This window comes from Natrialba sp. INN-245, assembly GCF_009807105.1.
In the GTDB taxonomy this organism is placed as follows: Archaea; Halobacteriota; Halobacteria; order Halobacteriales; family Natrialbaceae; genus Natrarchaeobius; species Natrarchaeobius swarupiae.
Window position 1 is genome coordinate 1 of record NZ_WUBV01000040.1, and the last position, 16283, is coordinate 16283.

Below are 16283 nucleotides of genomic sequence, written 5' to 3' on the forward strand. Positions count from 1 at the left end.
CTTTGAGCCAGTGGAGTTCCTCAAGCGTGACGTCGTCGAGCCGACCCATTACCAGCTCTACACTGTCTATCGGTAAATAACTTACTTAATCACTATGAGTCGTTGATCAACGAGATGTATCACAAAGACGGGGAGAAAACGAAGTTCACAGGGAAAATCAAGGTGAAAAACGGGTCAATAGCGAAAGCTATAGGCAGAAACCTGAAGCGAGCCTCCGGATTCCTGGAATCGGAGGCGAAGCGGGAGAAATCGGCTGGATAGTCGGGCAAAAAGTATCGTTTATCGCTGTCTGCTGGTGCTTCTGTGGTGACGGCTCGCTTCTGGCGAGAATCACTGGTGATTGGGGCGGGGTGTTCTCGTCAGAACACCCCTTTCTGCGGTGCCCTCAGAAAGTGGATTCAAAATCGGAACGCAGGGGGGCAAAACGAATCGGTAGCGATCTGTGATCCACTAATAAGCGTTTCCGAAGTTCACCCACCGTTTCGATTGAGATCCATCAGTCTGAAATAGCTCTTGACTACTTCCCAAGAGCTTTCAGTCTTTGACAACTAGTAACTATAGGCTCCGATTTCGATTTGGTCCCGTCCTGTGGCGTCAAAAACACCTGTTGTGGCAATTTAAACGGGCGAAATATTGGACTAACCGTTGACTATGAGAGATACAATCACATCACACAACGTACAGTTTGCGGGAAGAACGTGGGCTTGTATCGGATTCCTCTCGTTGTTGCGTATCGACCGTCCAAAAACCAGTAACAGCGTATGAGCACGAAGAACTTCACCCCGTTTCAGGACGTGGTCGAATTCACACAGAAGTACGGGCTGGCGTTCGTAATGGTCGCCAGTTACTTCGGCTCTGGCTCGGTGTTCATTGCCAGTCAAGCTGGCGCCATGCACGGATACACACTGCTTTGGGCCGCCGTGGGAGCGGCATTACTCGGATTCATGGCCCAAGACATGAGCGCTCGGCTAGGTATCCACGGAACATCGCTGATGGTGTTCACCCGGGAAAAACTTGGCCGGCCACTGGCGATAACGATTGCACTCTTCCTGTCGATTGGCTGCATCGCCTGGACGCTCGGGTTGGTCGCCGCGGTCGGTGCTGGTCTCTCCTTCCTGCTCGGGGGTGTCGTCGCTTGGCAACCCATTGCCGTACTCACGACATTCGCTGCGATCGGTGTCGGACTATTGCGCTACGACACTGTCGAAAACATGATGATCGCAATGATGCTCTCGCTGATGGTCATCTTCGTGATCGTTGCCCTGCCGAGCGGTGCTGATCCAAGCAGTATTACTACCGGGTTCGTCCCGGGCACTGACTCGTTGGGTGCGCTGGCGATGGTAGCGGGGCTGCTCGGTACGACCGCATTGTGGCCGAATTTCTTCTTGGAATCGATCCTAGTGGATACCAAAGGTTGGACTGACGAGAGCGACCTCCCGGAGGTTCGGAGGGACTTGGCAATCGGCTATGCAGTCGGCGGGATCACGATGGTTGCAATCCTGATCGGCGCAGCAGCATTACTGCGCCCGATGGGTTACACTGAGCTTGAGTCGTTCATTACGCCGGGTGAGGCGCTGGTTGATGTACTTGGAACATGGGCGATGGTGCTGTTCGTCGGCGGCGTGATCGTCGCAGCGTTCAACAGTATCATCCCGATCATGTGGACGCCAGCCTACATCATTCCGCAAGCTGCGGGATACCCGGTTCAAAAAGGAGATCGGATGTTCAACGTCATGTTCGCAGGAATGACCGGGATCGGCGTGTTCTCGCCACTGGCGAGCTGGTGGCTAAATTTATCGGTCGTTGATATGGTGATCCTGTTTCCGATGTACAACGGAATCTTCGCGCTGCCGGTCGCAGCCATCCTGTTGTTCTGGGCGGTTAACGACCGCGAGACGATGGGCGAGTACACCAATTCGAAAGCGCTAAACGGTGTCAATGCACTACTTGTACTACTCGCGGTTATCCTAGCGATTCTGTCTATCCAAGACTTCGCTAAACTCATCACTGGCGGTGGGTTCTGACGGTAGGGCCACTCATTTCTCTTGAGACTCTAGTTTCATACTTAAGTTGGGATATTGGGGACAACGAGTGCGTTCTCCGCTAATCCGGCGAAAACGAGAGTGAGTGACTCATCGTTCTCGGTTGCTCACACCGTATTAATAGATTTTCGACAATTTTCACACATAATAACGTCGTACAGGATGTCATAGAATACGTCTCACACTCACTGTCTGGTGATTATACGGGTCATGTTCTGCATCTCACTTCCAGAAAACACCATCTCAGAATTCAATTTGTATCCTGGGGATTAGAACATTCTGCCTGAGGGCTATTGTATGACACCCTCCCTCAAAGTACTTGATCGACCCGAGCAACGACAGACACCTATACGTATCGGTGAAATACCACGAGAAATAGGTGTTATGAACGCTTCTCTGAATTCCGCCGTATCAGACCAATCTGCTTTGCAAGATATGCGCCCTGTATCTTGCACGACAGCGGGAAATATATTTTAACTGGTAGGAATTGCAGCGTTCACTAAGCACACGCAGTGAGCAGCCGGTTCATTCGAGAGAGCGTGGAATGAAGGTGAGCGTCGTGCTGACTTGATTCTCTGGATGTTGCACGCTGTTTTTACCAGTTGACGTATAGTTTATGCTCTATTGCGTTACATCATTCGCCTGTGCGACCCGTTTCTCGAGTAGACGAAGAGTCGGATACGAACTGTTCGAGGCCATCACTGCAAAATCAATGCACACTCGATCGTACCCGGCGGTCTGACGTACCGACACCGCGACATTTCGGATCACCGATCCAGAAAAATCGCGTCCCGAACCGCTTATAGCGATGGGAACTTCGCGTCTCGGAATCGTTTTTTCCCCTTCTCGAACAACCCGGACGGTTTGACCACGTTGTCGTTGAAAAAGTACTCCTCCGCGGATCGGCCGATGGCCCAGGTCGTCCCGGCGGCGACGGCCCCGGATATCGCCTGTCCGCCGACGGGTGCAAGCTGGACGAGCGACCGGGCGACCTCTCGAGCCCCCAACCCGCCGACGGCCGAGACGCCGACCGCGCTCGTGTAGTCCTGGACGGTCGCCCACTCGAGTTCCCGACAGGAGTAGGATCCGATGAGTGCAACGAGCCCCGCTTGTAGAGAGCTCAGAACGACGATGTCGGCGACGGGCATCGGCGTCGCACCGATCCCGGCGGCGATCGAACTAAACCGATTCGTCGTGCTCCGGGCCATCTTCCGCATCAGCCGTTCCCGGCGCTGGGCCTGATTGAACTGCAATCGCGCGCTGATCGGCAAAAAATCGCCGATCAACCACGACAGGGTCTCGACGTTCCAGTAGGGCTCGTCTTTGACGTACGTCGGGACGACGCCGACGTTCTCCTCGGAGTCGAACTCGTAGCCACGCAGTGGCTGGTTCTCCTCGAAGGCCGTCGGCTCCGGTTCCTCGAGCACGCGGGAGACGAAATCCAGGTTCGACTTGATATCCCCGGCGAGCGAGGGGTTCGTCTCCGGCGGCCAGTCGCCGCCCGGAGAGAGGTGCGTATCCACCTTGTTCAGACAGTAGACGACCGGCGGAAACAGGGCGTCGAGCTCTCCGCGGAGCCGTGCAACGGTCTCGAAGTCCTCCTCACCGGCCCGGACGTGATCCGGCGTCATCACGTGGATCGCGATATCCGGACGGTGCTCCTCGAGATCCCGTTTCATGAGCGAGACGGTGTCGGCGGGGACGTCCCCGTCCGGCGGGACGCTCTCGAACAGCCCCCGCGAGTCGACGACGTCCCAGCTCGCGTACCGATCGGGAAAGGAGATGTGATAGAGTTCGGACTCGACGGTCGTCGGCTCGACGCTTCCCACTTCCGCGGCATCTTTGTTCGCGAGGGCGTTGATCAGCGACGACTTTCCTGCACCCGAGCGCCCGAACAGGTAGAGCCGCGGCGGCCTCGAGTCGTCGATCAAATCGTCCATCTCGCTGAACGCCGGACCCAGAACGTTGTTCACGGCGAACTCTCGATTCTCCTCGCGTATCGGAGCCGATTCGACGAGTCGATCTAACTTCTTCCGGAGGGCTTTGAACTTCTCTGGGTCGACTGCCATCGACTGTACTGTCGTGACCGGCACTTGAAAAGCCATCCGCCGACAGCGAATCCGGCATCTATCGTCGGCGTGACCGCCGACGGTCCGCCGGGGCACGGCCGTCCTCGAGAAACACGGTCGTTAAGCCCCTTGCCACGCAATCGGTCCGTATGAGTCTCGAGACGATGAACCCGAACCCGACGTGGGACGCAGCCTCCTACAAGGACGCCGTCGACACGCTCGACGCACACAACGACGAACTCGTCTACCGGGTCTGGGGTGGCGACTGGTGTAAGGACTGTCGCAAACTGCTCCCGGATTTTGGCGCGGCACTCGAGGCGGCCGACGTTCCCGATGAGCGCATCGAGGAGGTTGCGGTCGACCAGGACAAACAGGGCCCCGGCGTCGAAGAGTACGACATCGAGTACATTCCGACTGTCGTCGTCGAACGCGCACCCGCCGGCGCAGACGGTGACGGCGAGGAGATTACCCGATTCGTCGAAGAAGAGGAGCTTCCGCCCGCAATCTGGCTGGCTCGAGAGATTGAAGCAGCCCTCGGGGCCTAATGGGGACGGTTACGCCCGACTCGCTCGAACCAGTTCGACGCCGCTGACGTCGAAGCGGGCACCGCCAGTGTCGCTCTCGCCGACCGAAAGCTCCCAGCCGTGGGCGTCGACGACGGAGGTCACGATGTCCAGTCCGAGACCGGTCCCCTCGGCGGACGAGTACCCCCGCTCTAAGACGTCGTCGCGTTTCTCGGGCGGGATTCCGGGCCCGTCGTCGGCCACGTAAAAGCCGTCGGCAGTGGTCCCAACTTCTATCGTCACGTCGCTTCGACCGTGTTCGACGGCGTTTCGAAACAGGTTCTCGAAGACGCTCGAGAGTCGGTCGGCGTCGGCGACGACCATCGCGCCCTCGTCGACGGCGACGAGGTCGGCGTCCCGACTCGCGACGACCGACCAGGCGTTTGCGACGACGGTCGAAAGCTGGACCTCGGTTGGGTTCTCGAGTTCGTTTCCCTCTCGAGCGAGCGCCAGGACGTCGGAGATGAGCGAATCCATCCGGTCGAGGGACTCTTGGGCGTGCTCGACGTGCTCTCGCTCAGAGTCGGCTACCGACGACTCGAGCAGGTCGAGACGGCCCTGTGCGACCTGGAGTGGGTTTCTGAGGTCGTGGCTCACCACGCTCGCGAACCGCTCGAGTTGTTCGTTCTGTTCCTCGAGTCGTTCGAACTGTCGCCGTCGAACGAGAAGATTCGAGAGCCGTCGGTGGAGGACGGGCTCGCGAACCGGTGCCGTAATCACCTCGTCGACCAGCCGATAGTTGTCCCCTGAATCGGTCAGGTCGAGGTCGATTCGGGTCCCCTCGCGTCGAACGAGGACGACCGGCGAGAACGACGGGGATGTCCCGAGGGACTCGAGGCGGTCACGGTAGGTCGGAACGGAGAAGTCGTCGACCAGGACGACGTCGCCGGTCAACTCGGTGTCATCCGTCCGGACCTCGTAGCGCCCCTCGAGAAGCTCTGCGAGCGCCGTTCGGTTCGCGTCGTCCTCGATCAGAAGCTGGATCGTCCCGTCGTCTTCACTCATGATCGATTCCTCCGCACGTCTGCTGGTCTGTCTCGGAGAAGTCGAAAAACGTCACAGTACGACTCCGGGCGGTTGCTACTTTGCGTTGTCGGCCATCGACCTGCTCGTGGGCGTCCCCTCGAGGATTCCCCGGACGTCAGTCAGCGGTTCGCCGACGACGATTCCGTCCGGAGTGATCTCGAACTCCCGGATCGTCCGCTCGAAGTTCCCGGCTCGCTTTTTCAACACGCCGATCCCCTTCCGAAGCTCGCCGTCGGTCTCGACGTAGTTGAGAAAGACGACGTTGTCGGCGATGTAGTTGATGTTCGCGCTCGTCGCGCTCGGCATACCTGCCGCCTGGTCGGTTTCGTCGAGCAAGAGCACGGCGACGTCCTCGCTTTTGAGGTAGCGAATCAGCGCGTGGAGTTTTCGTCCGAGTTTGCTCTCCTCGCCCTGGAGGGCGACCTTGTATCCCTCGACGCCGTCGATCATGACGATTCCCGTCTCCGTCATTTCGACGCGTTCTTTGACGTTCTGGGCGAACTCCTCGGCCGAGAGTGTCAGCGGTTCGACGGCCTCGATCGCGAGCGTTCCGGCAGCCTCCATCTCGCCGATGGGGATGCCGATCGACTCCGAGCGATGGACGAACGTCTTCGGTGACTCCTCGAAGAGGTACGCGACGGGATCGTCGCCGCGACTGGCGGCTTCGCCGAGAAACTGCGTTCCGACCGTGGATTTTCCTACTCCGGTCGGACCGGCGACGAACGTCGCCGTTCCCCGCTCGAGGCCGCCGTCGAGCAACGCGTCGAGTTCGTCGATTCCGAAGGGGAGCCGTTCCGGGCCGAATTCCCTCGCGGGGCCCGACGGGATCAGGCTCGGGTAGACCTCGAGTCCGTCCCCCCTGATCTCGAGTCCGTGCGTGCCATCCTGCTGACCGATCCCGCGGTGTTTCGGCACGGAGATCCGTCGCCCGCCGTCACCGCGCTCGAGTTCGACGATGCCGTCGCTCAGCGAGCGAACCTCGTTGTCGTTTCGCGACGCGGCGGGAGTCATCGTCGCGACCACCGTCGTTCCGCGCCCCTTCAAAAAGCGCATGAACGAGATCAGCCGCTTGCGAAACTGGTACTCCGAGGGTTCGAGATACTGCAGTTGTGAGATCGGATCCACCAACACCCGGTCAGGGTTGATCTCCTCGATCGCCTCGCGGATCTCCTCGATGAACTGCTCGGATTCGAGATCCCGCGAGTCGACCAGATCGTAGGCGTTGTCGGCGTCGAAGAAATCGGAGTCGGGACCGAGGTCGAGAAATGCCGCCGAGTCGAGATCGATGCCGAAACTCGAGGCGTTCGCGACGATCTCCGAGCGCGACTCCTCGCCGTGGACGAAGAGAACGGTTTCGTCGGCCTGTATCCCGGTCTGAAGGAACTCCATCCCCAGAAGCGTCTTCCCGGTTCCGGGTCTCCCGACGACGAGATAGAGTCTGCCCGTCACCAGTCCGCCGTAGAGAATCTCGTCCAGCCCGGAAACCCCCGTTTCGATCGTCGGTAAATCCGCGTTCATCCGCCGATCGTCCTCGTGTCGATACTCATATCGTGACCGTTCTAGAGGGACGAGTGTCGAATAAACCTACGGGTAGTGGCCTTTCTGATCCGGGTTCTGACGGCGGATCGGTTGTGGAACATCGCCGGTCGGTCGTGTTATATCGGTGCGTCGGATCCCGACTCGGGTTCGCTCTCGAGCCACTCGAGTGCGTCCTCGACGTCGTGGGTCGGCGGCGAACACGTCCGGTCGCGACAGACGTACAGCGTCGGTTCGCCGTCGCGAGCCTCACGGCCGGCCCAGATCGGCGGTACGTCCTCGAGACCGAGTTCGTCGAGCCACGCCTCGAGTTCGTCGTCGGTCGAGGGTCGGCGTGCGAACAGCCGGTCGGGCAGATGTCGCGAGGCAAACCGGTCTCGCCACTCCGCGGGGAGTTCGTCCGCGGCGACGGTCACCTCGAGCGCGCCGGACTCGAGGCGGTCGGCTGCGAGACAGAGCGTCGCGTGCTGGAGTGCGTTCGTCTCGAGGCGGTTGGCGTGGGTCTGGAGGGTCTCTGCGGCGATCCTCTCGAAGTCCTCGTCTGCGAATCCGTCGAGTGCGAGCAGGGTCTCGACGGCGACCCCCGCGGCGGAGGGCGTCGACTGGTCGCCCAGTTCCTGCGGTCGCGTGACCAGCGACTGGCCGCTCTCGGGCGTGAAGTACAGCGTCCCGCGGGTTTCGTCCCAGAACTCTTCTTCGATCACGCGGGCGAGGTCGAGTGCGAACGCGAGATGAGAGACGTTGCCGGTGGCCTCGTAACAGCCAAGCGCGCCGCGTGCGAGGAAGGCGTAGTCCTCGAGATAGCCCTCGACTTTCACGTCCCCGTCTTTGTACCGCCGAGAGAGCCGCCCCGAATCGGCGTCCCAGAGTCGATCGCGGACGAACTCGAGGGCGTCGACCGCTATCTCGGCGTAGTCGTCCTCGCCGAGGACGAGCGCGGCGTCGGCACACGTCGAAATCATCATCCCGTTCCAGCCGGCGAGTACCTTCTCGTCGCGACGGGGTCGCGGTCGCTTCTCGCGGGCCTCGAACAGCCGTTTCCGGGCCGACTCGAGTCGGTCCCGGACCTCGTCCTCCGCGAGGTCGTGACGGTCGGCGAGTTCCGAAACTGACGTTACCCGGTTGGGCTGGTTCGTCCCCTCGAAGTTCCCCGATTCGGTGATATCGTACCGGTCACAGAACAGGTCGGCGTCGGTCTCGTCCTCGAGGACCTCCCGAACCTCCGCGGGCGTCCAGACGTAGAACGCGCCCTCCTCGCGCTCGCCGGTTTCGGGATCCTCACTCTGGGCGTCGAGGGTGCTGAAGAAGCCACCCTCCTCGTGGGTGAGTTCGCGCTCGAGGAAGGTCATCGTCTCCGCGACGACGTCGGCGTACCGGTCTTCGCCCGTCAACTGGTAGCCGGCGAGCAGTGCCCGCGGAATCTCGGCGTTGTCGTAGAGCATCTTCTCGAAGTGGGGAACTGTCCAGTCGCGATCGACGCAGTAGCGGTGGAATCCGCCGCCGACGTGGTCGTACAGCCCGCCGTCGATCATCGCGTCGAGTGACTCCTCGAGGACGTCGCGGTAGCGCTCCTCGCCGGTTCGATCGGACGCGCGGGCGAGCACCCGGAACCGAGAGGGCTGGGGGAACTTCGGGCCGCCGTCGCCGAAGCCGCCGTGCTTGCGGTCGGCGCTTCGAACCGCCGCCTCGGCGGCCCGAATCAGGACGTCGCTCGTCGGCGGTTCGTCCGCGCCGATCGAGGCGGGCGTCTCCTCGAGTTGATCCCGGGCCGCTTCGGTCCACTGGTCAGCGCGGTTTTCGACCTCCTCGCGGTCGGTCTCCCAGGAGTCGACGAGGTTCTCGAGGACGTCGAGGAATCCCGGCTGGCCGCGTTTTTCCTCTTTCGGGAAGTACGTCCCGACGTAGAACGGCCGTCCGTCGGGGGTGAGCCAGGCCGACAGCGGCCAGCCACCCCGACCGGTGACCAGATTACAGACCGTCATGTAGATGCTGTCGACGTCGGGGCGCTCCTCGCGGTCGACTTTGATCGGGACGAACTCCTCGTTGAGAAGCTCCGCGACCTCCTCGTCGGCGAAACTTTCCTCTTCCATCACGTGACACCAGTGGCAGGCCGAGTAGCCGATCGAGAGGAAGATGGGAACGTCGCGCTCGCGGGCGGCCTCGAGTGCGTCGTCGTCCCAGGGTTGCCAGTTGACGGGGTTGTCGGCGTGCTGGCGCAGATACGGACTCTCCTCTTCGTCGAGCCGATTGCGCCGTGTCGGGTCGGTCATGGCCGGGGCTAGGAGCGGGTCATGTAAAAGGACGTGGTAATGGTAATTGGTAACGATAGTCGTGGTCGTGATCCGTCTCAGGCGACGGTTGACAGACGAACTTCAGGACCGGTGGTGACCTCGAATTGCTCCGTCGAACCTGGCTGACTGGCTGATTGGCGTTCGGTCACATACCCGTCCGATTTCGACAGGCTGGACAGTACATCGAGTCGGTTCGCTGAATCATGTAGGCCTCCTCGCAGTGCGGACAGGAACGCCCGATCGAGACGTTCGACTCCCGCGCGAGTCCGGACGCCGTCCGCTCGAGTCGTGTCTGTTCGCGCTCGAGGGAGTCGAGGCGGTCCTCCAGGTCGGCTTCGCCCTCGTCATCGTCTTCGTCGCGGCGGATCGTCGGTTCCGCAGTCAGTGGGATCATTGTCCGTGGAAGTGGACGACCGGTCAAAAGGTCGCTTCCAACGTGTGATGGTACGCCGTCGGCCGAGCGCCGACTGCTACTCTCGAATCCCGAGTCGCTGTGTAAGGGCACTGAGACCGTCAGTCGAGTCGGCGAACCTCGCCCAGAGGATGAGCGTGGGTGGTAACGCGACGATCGACGCCACGAACGAGTAGAACACGCTGAGTGCCATCAACAGACCGAAATCGCCCAGAACCGGCGTGATCGCGAACGCGAGGGAACCGGTTCCGATCGATGTCGTGAGCATGCTCCCGGCGAGCGCGCCGCCGGTGCCCGAGAGCGTCGTCGTGAGCGCGGGCACCGGCTCGGCGAGCTGGTTGTACTCGTCGATGAATCGCGCCGTCGTGTGGACGGAGTAGGCGATTCCGATTCCGATCGATATCGAGAGAATCGTCGCCGTGAGCGCGTTCAGCGGCATACCGAGCAGCCGCATCGTCGCGATCAGACACGCGACCGCGATGACGATCGGGAACACGTTGGCCACGCCGAGCCACGGTCGCCCCTCGAGCACTGCGTACGCGATCACGAGAAACACCGCCGTCAGTCCGACCGCGAGCATCATCCCTTGAATCGCCGACGCGAAGATGATGTCGCTGACGGCGTCGAAGACGACGATCTCGCCGGTCGCAGTCGATCCGTACCGGAAGTCCTCGGCGAACGTGCCGGCGTCGGCTGCGACCTCGCTCTGCCCGGCGTCTGCGTCGACCGCGTACTCGAGTTTCGCGCCCCGGCGATCGTCCGTGAGGTATCGTTCGGCCTCCGTGCCGGCTGGTGAGGCGAACAGTTCGTCGTACACCCGATCGAGGTTCCGATCGGGAACCCCGTTTCCACTTCGGTCGTTTCGCTCGACCAGTGCGGCGAACTCGGGATCCTGTTCGGCGTAGGAGTGGATCACCGTGACGATACTCTGGGCCTCCGCCCCCCCGCCGTCGCCGACCGCCAGACTACTCGGCGGATCGTCGTTCGGCGCCTCGAGGGCTTCTAACGCGTGATCCTCCTCGAGTGACCCCTCGACGTATATCGTCACCGACTCGTCTTGGTTCGTCGCGAACCGATCCTCGAGCAGATTGATCGTTCCGGTGATCGTGTACTCACCGGGGGCGAACGGTTCGGGAACGTACTCGACGTATCCCGGCTGTTCTTCCGGCGGCAGGAAGTCGTCCTCGTCGAACGTGGTGTCGACGCCGGCACCGTACCCCGCCGCGCCGACGCCCACCAGTAGGAGGACGACGACGAAAAAGACCGGCGCGCGCTGGCTAGCGATCGCCGGGACCGACAGCAGTCGGCCGAACGAGGACTCCTCGGAGGCGATCGGCGTCGAGCCGAACTCGGGGACGCCGAAGCGCTCGCGGAGCTGGTCGACCTCGAGTTTCGCCGCGGGCAAGAAGAGTCCGAAGATGAGAAACGTAAAGACGATCCCGACGCTCGAAGCGATTCCCATGTCGCGAATCGGGGCGAGATCGGAGATGACGTTCGCTCCGAAGCCAAAGACCGTCGTCGTCGTCACGATGACGAACGCGATCATGAGCTGGTTGTTCGCGGTCCGCATCGCAGCAACCGGTTCGAACCCCTGGACGGTCTCCTCGCGATAGCGGTTGACGATGTGAATGCCGAAGTCGACGCCGACCGCCAGCAACAGGACGGGGACGGCGATCATCATCTGTCCGAACGGAATCCCGGCGTAGCCGAGGAAGCCGAACGTCCAGACGACGGTCATCACGAGCGCGAGTAGCCCCAAGACGAGGTCGATCGGATCCCGGTAGGCGACCGCCAGAAACGCGAGCAACAGCAAGACGACGATCGGCATCACGATCGCCATCGAGTCCTCGATGATGTTCTCGAACTCCTCGTCGACGATCCCGGAGCCGAACGCACGCAGATCGGTCGGTTCGTCGTCGGCGATCGATTCGACGGCTCGCTGGGTGTCGGTCAGATCGTCGTCGCTGAACTCGCCCGGGACGTCGTGGTCGATCACGATGATCGCCGCCGACGCCGAGGCCTCGTTCGGATTGAAGTCCTCGGAGACGATACTCGCAAACGCCGGATCGTCGGCGAGCGCTCTGATCGTCCGGTCGACCTCGGCGTTCGTTGCCCCCTCGAGAACGCGGCGCTGTTCGGCCGCGGTCTCTGCCTCTGGGTCGATCGCCTGTGCGACGACCGTCGCCGGCCCGTCGGCTGACTCCATTCGGAGGTCGTCGCGCTGTTCGACCCGCTCGAGGACGACGAGGGATCGAACCAGTTCCTCGCGGGTCAGGACGTCGGTGCCGGTGTGGACCAGTTGCGTCGATTCCTCGCCGGCGTCGAACGCGCCCTCGAACTCCTCGTCGACCGCGTCGAGGGCGTCCTGTTCGGGAATGCCCTCGGTGAACGCGTCCATCTCTCCCTCCTCGGATTCGATGGCGGCCATTCCGCCGGCGAAGACGGCGGTGAGAACGAGGAAGACGACGATGATCGTCTTCGATCGGGAGACGATCGTCTCGTTGAGCCGGGCCGTCGCCTCGTCGATCCGCGCTCCGATATCTATCATCGTGTCGTTCTATCTCCGCTGGTAGACGTACGCGCCGGCACCCAGTCCGAGGCCGGTCAGGACGATCGTTCCGATCAGGAATCCGGGTAACCCGCCACCGCTTTCCGTGACGTCGATCGCGACCCGAATCGTATTCGACAGCTGGCTATTCCCTCGTTCGTCGTCGTACCGGAAGTCGAAAGAGACCGGATACGTCTTCGCGGCTGCCGACGAGTCGGCGCTCAGGTGGAAGGTCATCGTCACCGACTCCCCTGGCTCGAGTTCCTCGACGAACCCTTCGTCGTCGTCGCTGTCGAGTGGATCGTCCGCGAACAGCCGCGCCTCGACGTCGGTCACCGTCTGATCGAGGTTGTTCGTTACCTCGACGGTGACGTGGTGCTCGTCGCCGGCGGCGATCTCTCGCTCGAGGACGTCTACCTCGAACTGGTCGCGTTTCGGTTCGACGCCCGCGACGACCTCGACGTCCTCGTAGAAGCGCTGTTCGAACGCTGTGTTCCGGTACTGGACGCCGAGATCGATCGTCCGGGCGACGGGTTCGGCCTCACCGCTCACCTCGATCGGGAGCCGAAACGAGGTCGACTCGCCGGCCTCGAGCGAGCCGACGCTGACGCCCTGCTCGATCGGGATCACGTTCGGCGACTCGTCGGTGAACTGGACGACGACGTTCTGTGCGTCCGTGGGGCCGTCGTTGGTGACGACGGCGTGGAGGTCGCCATCCTCGCCGACGTGGAGATCGGATTCGACGTCAGTGACCGAGAACTGCTGTTCGGCGTTCGGAGTGACGCCGACCGATGGACTCTCGTCGACGCGTTGGAGACCGTCGTCGGTCTTGAACTGAACGGTGCCGTCGAGCGTGTAGCCGCGGACGGGCGCGTTCGGCGCGACGGCGACGTCGTACTCGACGGTCGTCGACTCGCCGGGCGACAGTTCGCCGATCCACGCCGAATCCTGTGCGCTCTCGCCGAACGCGAAGCCCGCACTCGAGGACTCGAGGACGACGGTGACGTCGCGTGCGGTCTCGTCACCGACGTTTTCGACGGTCGCTTCCATCGTCCCGGAGTCGCCGACCTGTGCGTCAGTCTTCGCGTCGGTGATCGTAAACCGGGCGTCGTCGTCGACCTCGACGTCGATCGACGTCGACCACGTTCGGGACCGATCGTCGGTGACGCCGTTTCCGGACCGCTGGTAGGTGTGTGAGTAGGAGACGTCGAGGTCGATCGTGTACGTCCCCGCGTCGACGTCGTCCGGAACGCTGACCGCGATCGGGGCCTCGTTGGGCTGGTTCTCGGTGACGCTTCCGACCGACACCTCGCCGCTCTCGACGGTGAGCGGGGTCCCGCTCGCGTCGGCGTCGACGCGAACGTTCCGGGCGGTCGTCACGAGTTCGCGCTGATCCGCCGGTCCGAGCCTGAGATGGCCACTGTTCGAGACCTGCAGCGGAACCTCGTTCGTCTGTCCCGACTGGACCTTCGGCTCCGGGGCGTGGACCTCGAGGTCGGGTTCCCCGCGGATGAGCGTCAGTTCACCCGATGGCGGTTGCTGTTGTTGCAACGTCGGTTGGCTCTCCGTTCGAACCGATTTCGTCACGGTCTCCCCGGATCCGCCGTCGTCGACACCCTCGTCCGCGACCGACTCGACCGTGCCGTTCTCGCCGAGATCGGCTGCGGTCGATCCGCCCGCCAGAGCGAGACCGGCCGCGCCGCCGATCACCGCGAGCGCGGCGACGACGACGATTCCGGCCGTTCGCCCGTTCATCCACCGACCCTCCACCGACCGCGCCGCCGATCGGGCTGACAATCGTCCGAGAGTCCGTTCGTGCACTCGCCGTACGGACGCTGTCGGCCACGATTACGTTCGATTCCTAACGTGTCCATACTGGATAGAGAAACACAAAAACAAAAAATGTTTTGATTCATGAGTTCGTATACCAACGTACTCCATGGCCGAGACACACCAAAACACGTCCACGACACCGGATGAGGGGTCTCAGAACACGGTAGAACCGAAACACACACGCCGTCGACAGATAATCCGACGACTAGCGCGATGAAGGGGTTCAGCGACGAGGAACGCGACCGCATCAGGGGACACCTCCTCGAGGAGGGGCGAGCGCTGTTCGCGCGGTTCGGACTCGAGCGAACGCGGATCAAAGACATAACCGAGGCGGTCGGTATCGGGACGAGCACGTTCTACCAATTTTTCGACTCGAAAGAACAGCTCTACGCCGAGGTACTGATCCGGGAACGCGACTGTCTCGACGAGACGATCGCCGAATCGATCGCCGACGTCGATTCGCCACGTGAGCAGGTTCGGCTCACTCTCCGAACGTTGCTCGAGGAGGTCGAAACGAACCCGCTCGTTCACCGGTTCGTCGTCGATGGCGAACTCCACTCACTTCAGGATCGGCTTTCGGACGACGAAAAGCGAGCGCTCAGCGAGAACATCCGCGAGCGGGATTTCAAATATGCCGAGGAGTGGACCGACCATCCTACGTTCAGATACGACGATCCGACGGCGATCAGTTCGTTGTTCCGGATGCTGATCTTCGTCAGCCAGTGTAAGGACGCGTTCCCAGTCGACGACTGCTCACCGCAGTACGAAGAGACCCGCGACCTCCTGATCGACGTCGTCGTCGACGGACTCTTCGCCGACTAACCCCGCGTTCACGCCCCACAATCGAAATCGATTCGCCGACTCGGTGACCTCACCGCGACGGAGCCGCGTTCGGTGCAAAGTCGTCGACGAGGTGCTCGAGCGTGCGATCCATTCGTTCGATATGTTCGGTCTGGGACTCGACTTCGGTGGCGATCGCGCCGGTGTCCTCGGCGATGCTCTCGGCGCTTTCGACCGTCTGATCGACCATGCTCGCGACCTCCTCGGTGCTCGAGGCCTGCTGGTCGGTTGCGGTGGCGACCTCCGAGATGCCGTCGGAGACCTCCTCGACGGTGTCGTGAATCTCGTCGAAGGTGTCGACTGCCCGTTCGATCGACTCGATCCCGTCCCCGATGCGGTCGTTGTTCTCGTCTAAACTCTCGACGGCCGTCGCGGTGCTCTGTTCGACCTCGCGGATCATCGCTTCGATCTCGCTCGCCCGCGCCTGGGAATCCTCGGCCAGCGACTTCACTTCCGAAGCGACGACAGCGAAGCCGTCGCCCGCTCTGTCGGCGTGAGCGGCCTCGATCGAGGCGTTGAGCGCGAGCAGATTCGTCTGATCGGCGATGTCGTTGATCACTTCGACGATCTCGTCGATCTCCGCGACGCTCTGTTGGATCGCGGTGACGTCCTGGGTGACTTCGTTTGCCGTCTCCCGGATCTCCTCCATCGCGGTCCCGATCTCGGTCGCCGACTCCTGGCCGTCCTCGGCCAACTCGCGGGCCGACTCGCCGGCCGCAGCGACCTCCTCCGAGGACGACGCGATCTCCTCGACCGCCGCCGAGAGACTCGACATCTCCTCTGCGACCTGCATGACGGCCTCGTACTGCTCGGAGGCCTCGTCGTGTATCTCCTCGAGTCGATCGCTGATCTCGTCGGTGCTCTCGCCGAGTTCGGCGATCGACTCCTGCATCTCCGCGGCGTCGTCGTTGTCGTAGTCGGCGTTCCCCTCGAGGTTCGTGACGTCCGACGTGTCGACGTCGGTCTCTACGTCGTCGTCGATCTCCTGGCTATCCGCCAGACTCGACGTGTTATCGAACGACACGACCCGATCCCCCTCGAGTGAGCCCACACACCTGTCCGCCGTTACTATTCGACCCGAAATACACTTCAAAATTCTTGAAGTAACGTTTCATCTATGTAT

The 16283-nt window shown here is 61.9% G+C and carries 11 protein-coding genes; 3 read left to right on the forward strand and 8 right to left on the reverse strand.

What is annotated here, in order from left to right:
- Nucleotides 1–761 precede the first annotated feature (761 nt).
- Nucleotides 762–2024 carry an Nramp family divalent metal transporter gene (locus GRS80_RS12645; protein WP_160047877.1) on the forward strand — a complete coding sequence of 421 codons (1263 nt, stop codon included), beginning with the start codon at nt 762–764 and terminating at the stop codon, nt 2022–2024.
- A gap of 818 nt (nt 2025–2842) precedes the next feature.
- On the opposite strand, the gene GRS80_RS12650 is transcribed toward GRS80_RS12645, so the two are convergent.
- Nucleotides 2843–4111 carry a GTPase gene (locus GRS80_RS12650; protein ID WP_160047878.1) on the reverse strand — a complete coding sequence of 423 codons (1269 nt, stop codon included), beginning with the start codon at nt 4109–4111 and terminating at the stop codon, nt 2843–2845.
- A 149-nt stretch (nt 4112–4260) separates the two neighbouring features.
- On the opposite strand from GRS80_RS12650, the gene GRS80_RS12655 reads away from it, so the two are divergent.
- Nucleotides 4261–4656, forward strand: a complete 396-nt coding sequence (locus GRS80_RS12655; protein WP_160047879.1) for a thioredoxin family protein — start codon at nt 4261–4263, stop codon at nt 4654–4656.
- Between the two features lie 9 nt (nt 4657–4665).
- Here the strand turns inward: GRS80_RS12655 and GRS80_RS12660 are convergent, their stop codons facing one another.
- From GRS80_RS12660 to GRS80_RS12685, 6 genes are all read right to left on the reverse strand, one after another.
- The gene (locus GRS80_RS12660; RefSeq protein WP_160047880.1) at nt 4666–5679 is read right to left on the reverse strand and encodes a HAMP domain-containing sensor histidine kinase; all 1014 of its coding nucleotides are present in this window, start codon (nt 5677–5679) and stop codon (nt 4666–4668) included.
- Between the two features lie 75 nt (nt 5680–5754).
- Nucleotides 5755–7218, reverse strand: a complete 1464-nt coding sequence (locus GRS80_RS12665; RefSeq protein WP_160047881.1) for an ATPase domain-containing protein — start codon at nt 7216–7218, stop codon at nt 5755–5757.
- A gap of 137 nt (nt 7219–7355) precedes the next feature.
- Nucleotides 7356–9506, reverse strand: a complete 2151-nt coding sequence (locus GRS80_RS12670) for a thioredoxin domain-containing protein (RefSeq protein ID WP_160047882.1) — start codon at nt 9504–9506, stop codon at nt 7356–7358.
- A gap of 166 nt (nt 9507–9672) precedes the next feature.
- Nucleotides 9673–9921, reverse strand: a complete 249-nt coding sequence (locus tag GRS80_RS12675; RefSeq protein WP_160047883.1) for a hypothetical protein — start codon at nt 9919–9921, stop codon at nt 9673–9675.
- A gap of 76 nt (nt 9922–9997) precedes the next feature.
- Nucleotides 9998–12487 (reverse strand): MMPL family transporter, encoded by a 2490-nt coding sequence (locus tag GRS80_RS12680; RefSeq protein ID WP_160047884.1) that lies wholly within the window; start codon nt 12485–12487, stop codon nt 9998–10000.
- A gap of 9 nt (nt 12488–12496) precedes the next feature.
- A complete protein-coding gene (locus GRS80_RS12685) occupies nt 12497–14242 on the reverse strand; it encodes a COG1361 S-layer family protein (RefSeq protein WP_200840385.1) in 1746 nt (581 codons plus the stop codon).
- 291 nt (nt 14243–14533) lie between these two features.
- On the opposite strand from GRS80_RS12685, the gene GRS80_RS12690 reads away from it, so the two are divergent.
- Nucleotides 14534–15142 carry a TetR/AcrR family transcriptional regulator gene (locus GRS80_RS12690; RefSeq protein WP_149081941.1) on the forward strand — a complete coding sequence of 203 codons (609 nt, stop codon included), beginning with the start codon at nt 14534–14536 and terminating at the stop codon, nt 15140–15142.
- 49 nt (nt 15143–15191) lie between these two features.
- Here GRS80_RS12690 and GRS80_RS12695 read toward each other — a convergent pair whose 3' ends face one another.
- Nucleotides 15192–16184, reverse strand: coding sequence for a methyl-accepting chemotaxis protein (locus tag GRS80_RS12695; RefSeq protein WP_343161562.1), 993 nt, complete (start codon nt 16182–16184; stop codon nt 15192–15194).
- Nucleotides 16185–16283: the final 99 nt, after the last annotated feature.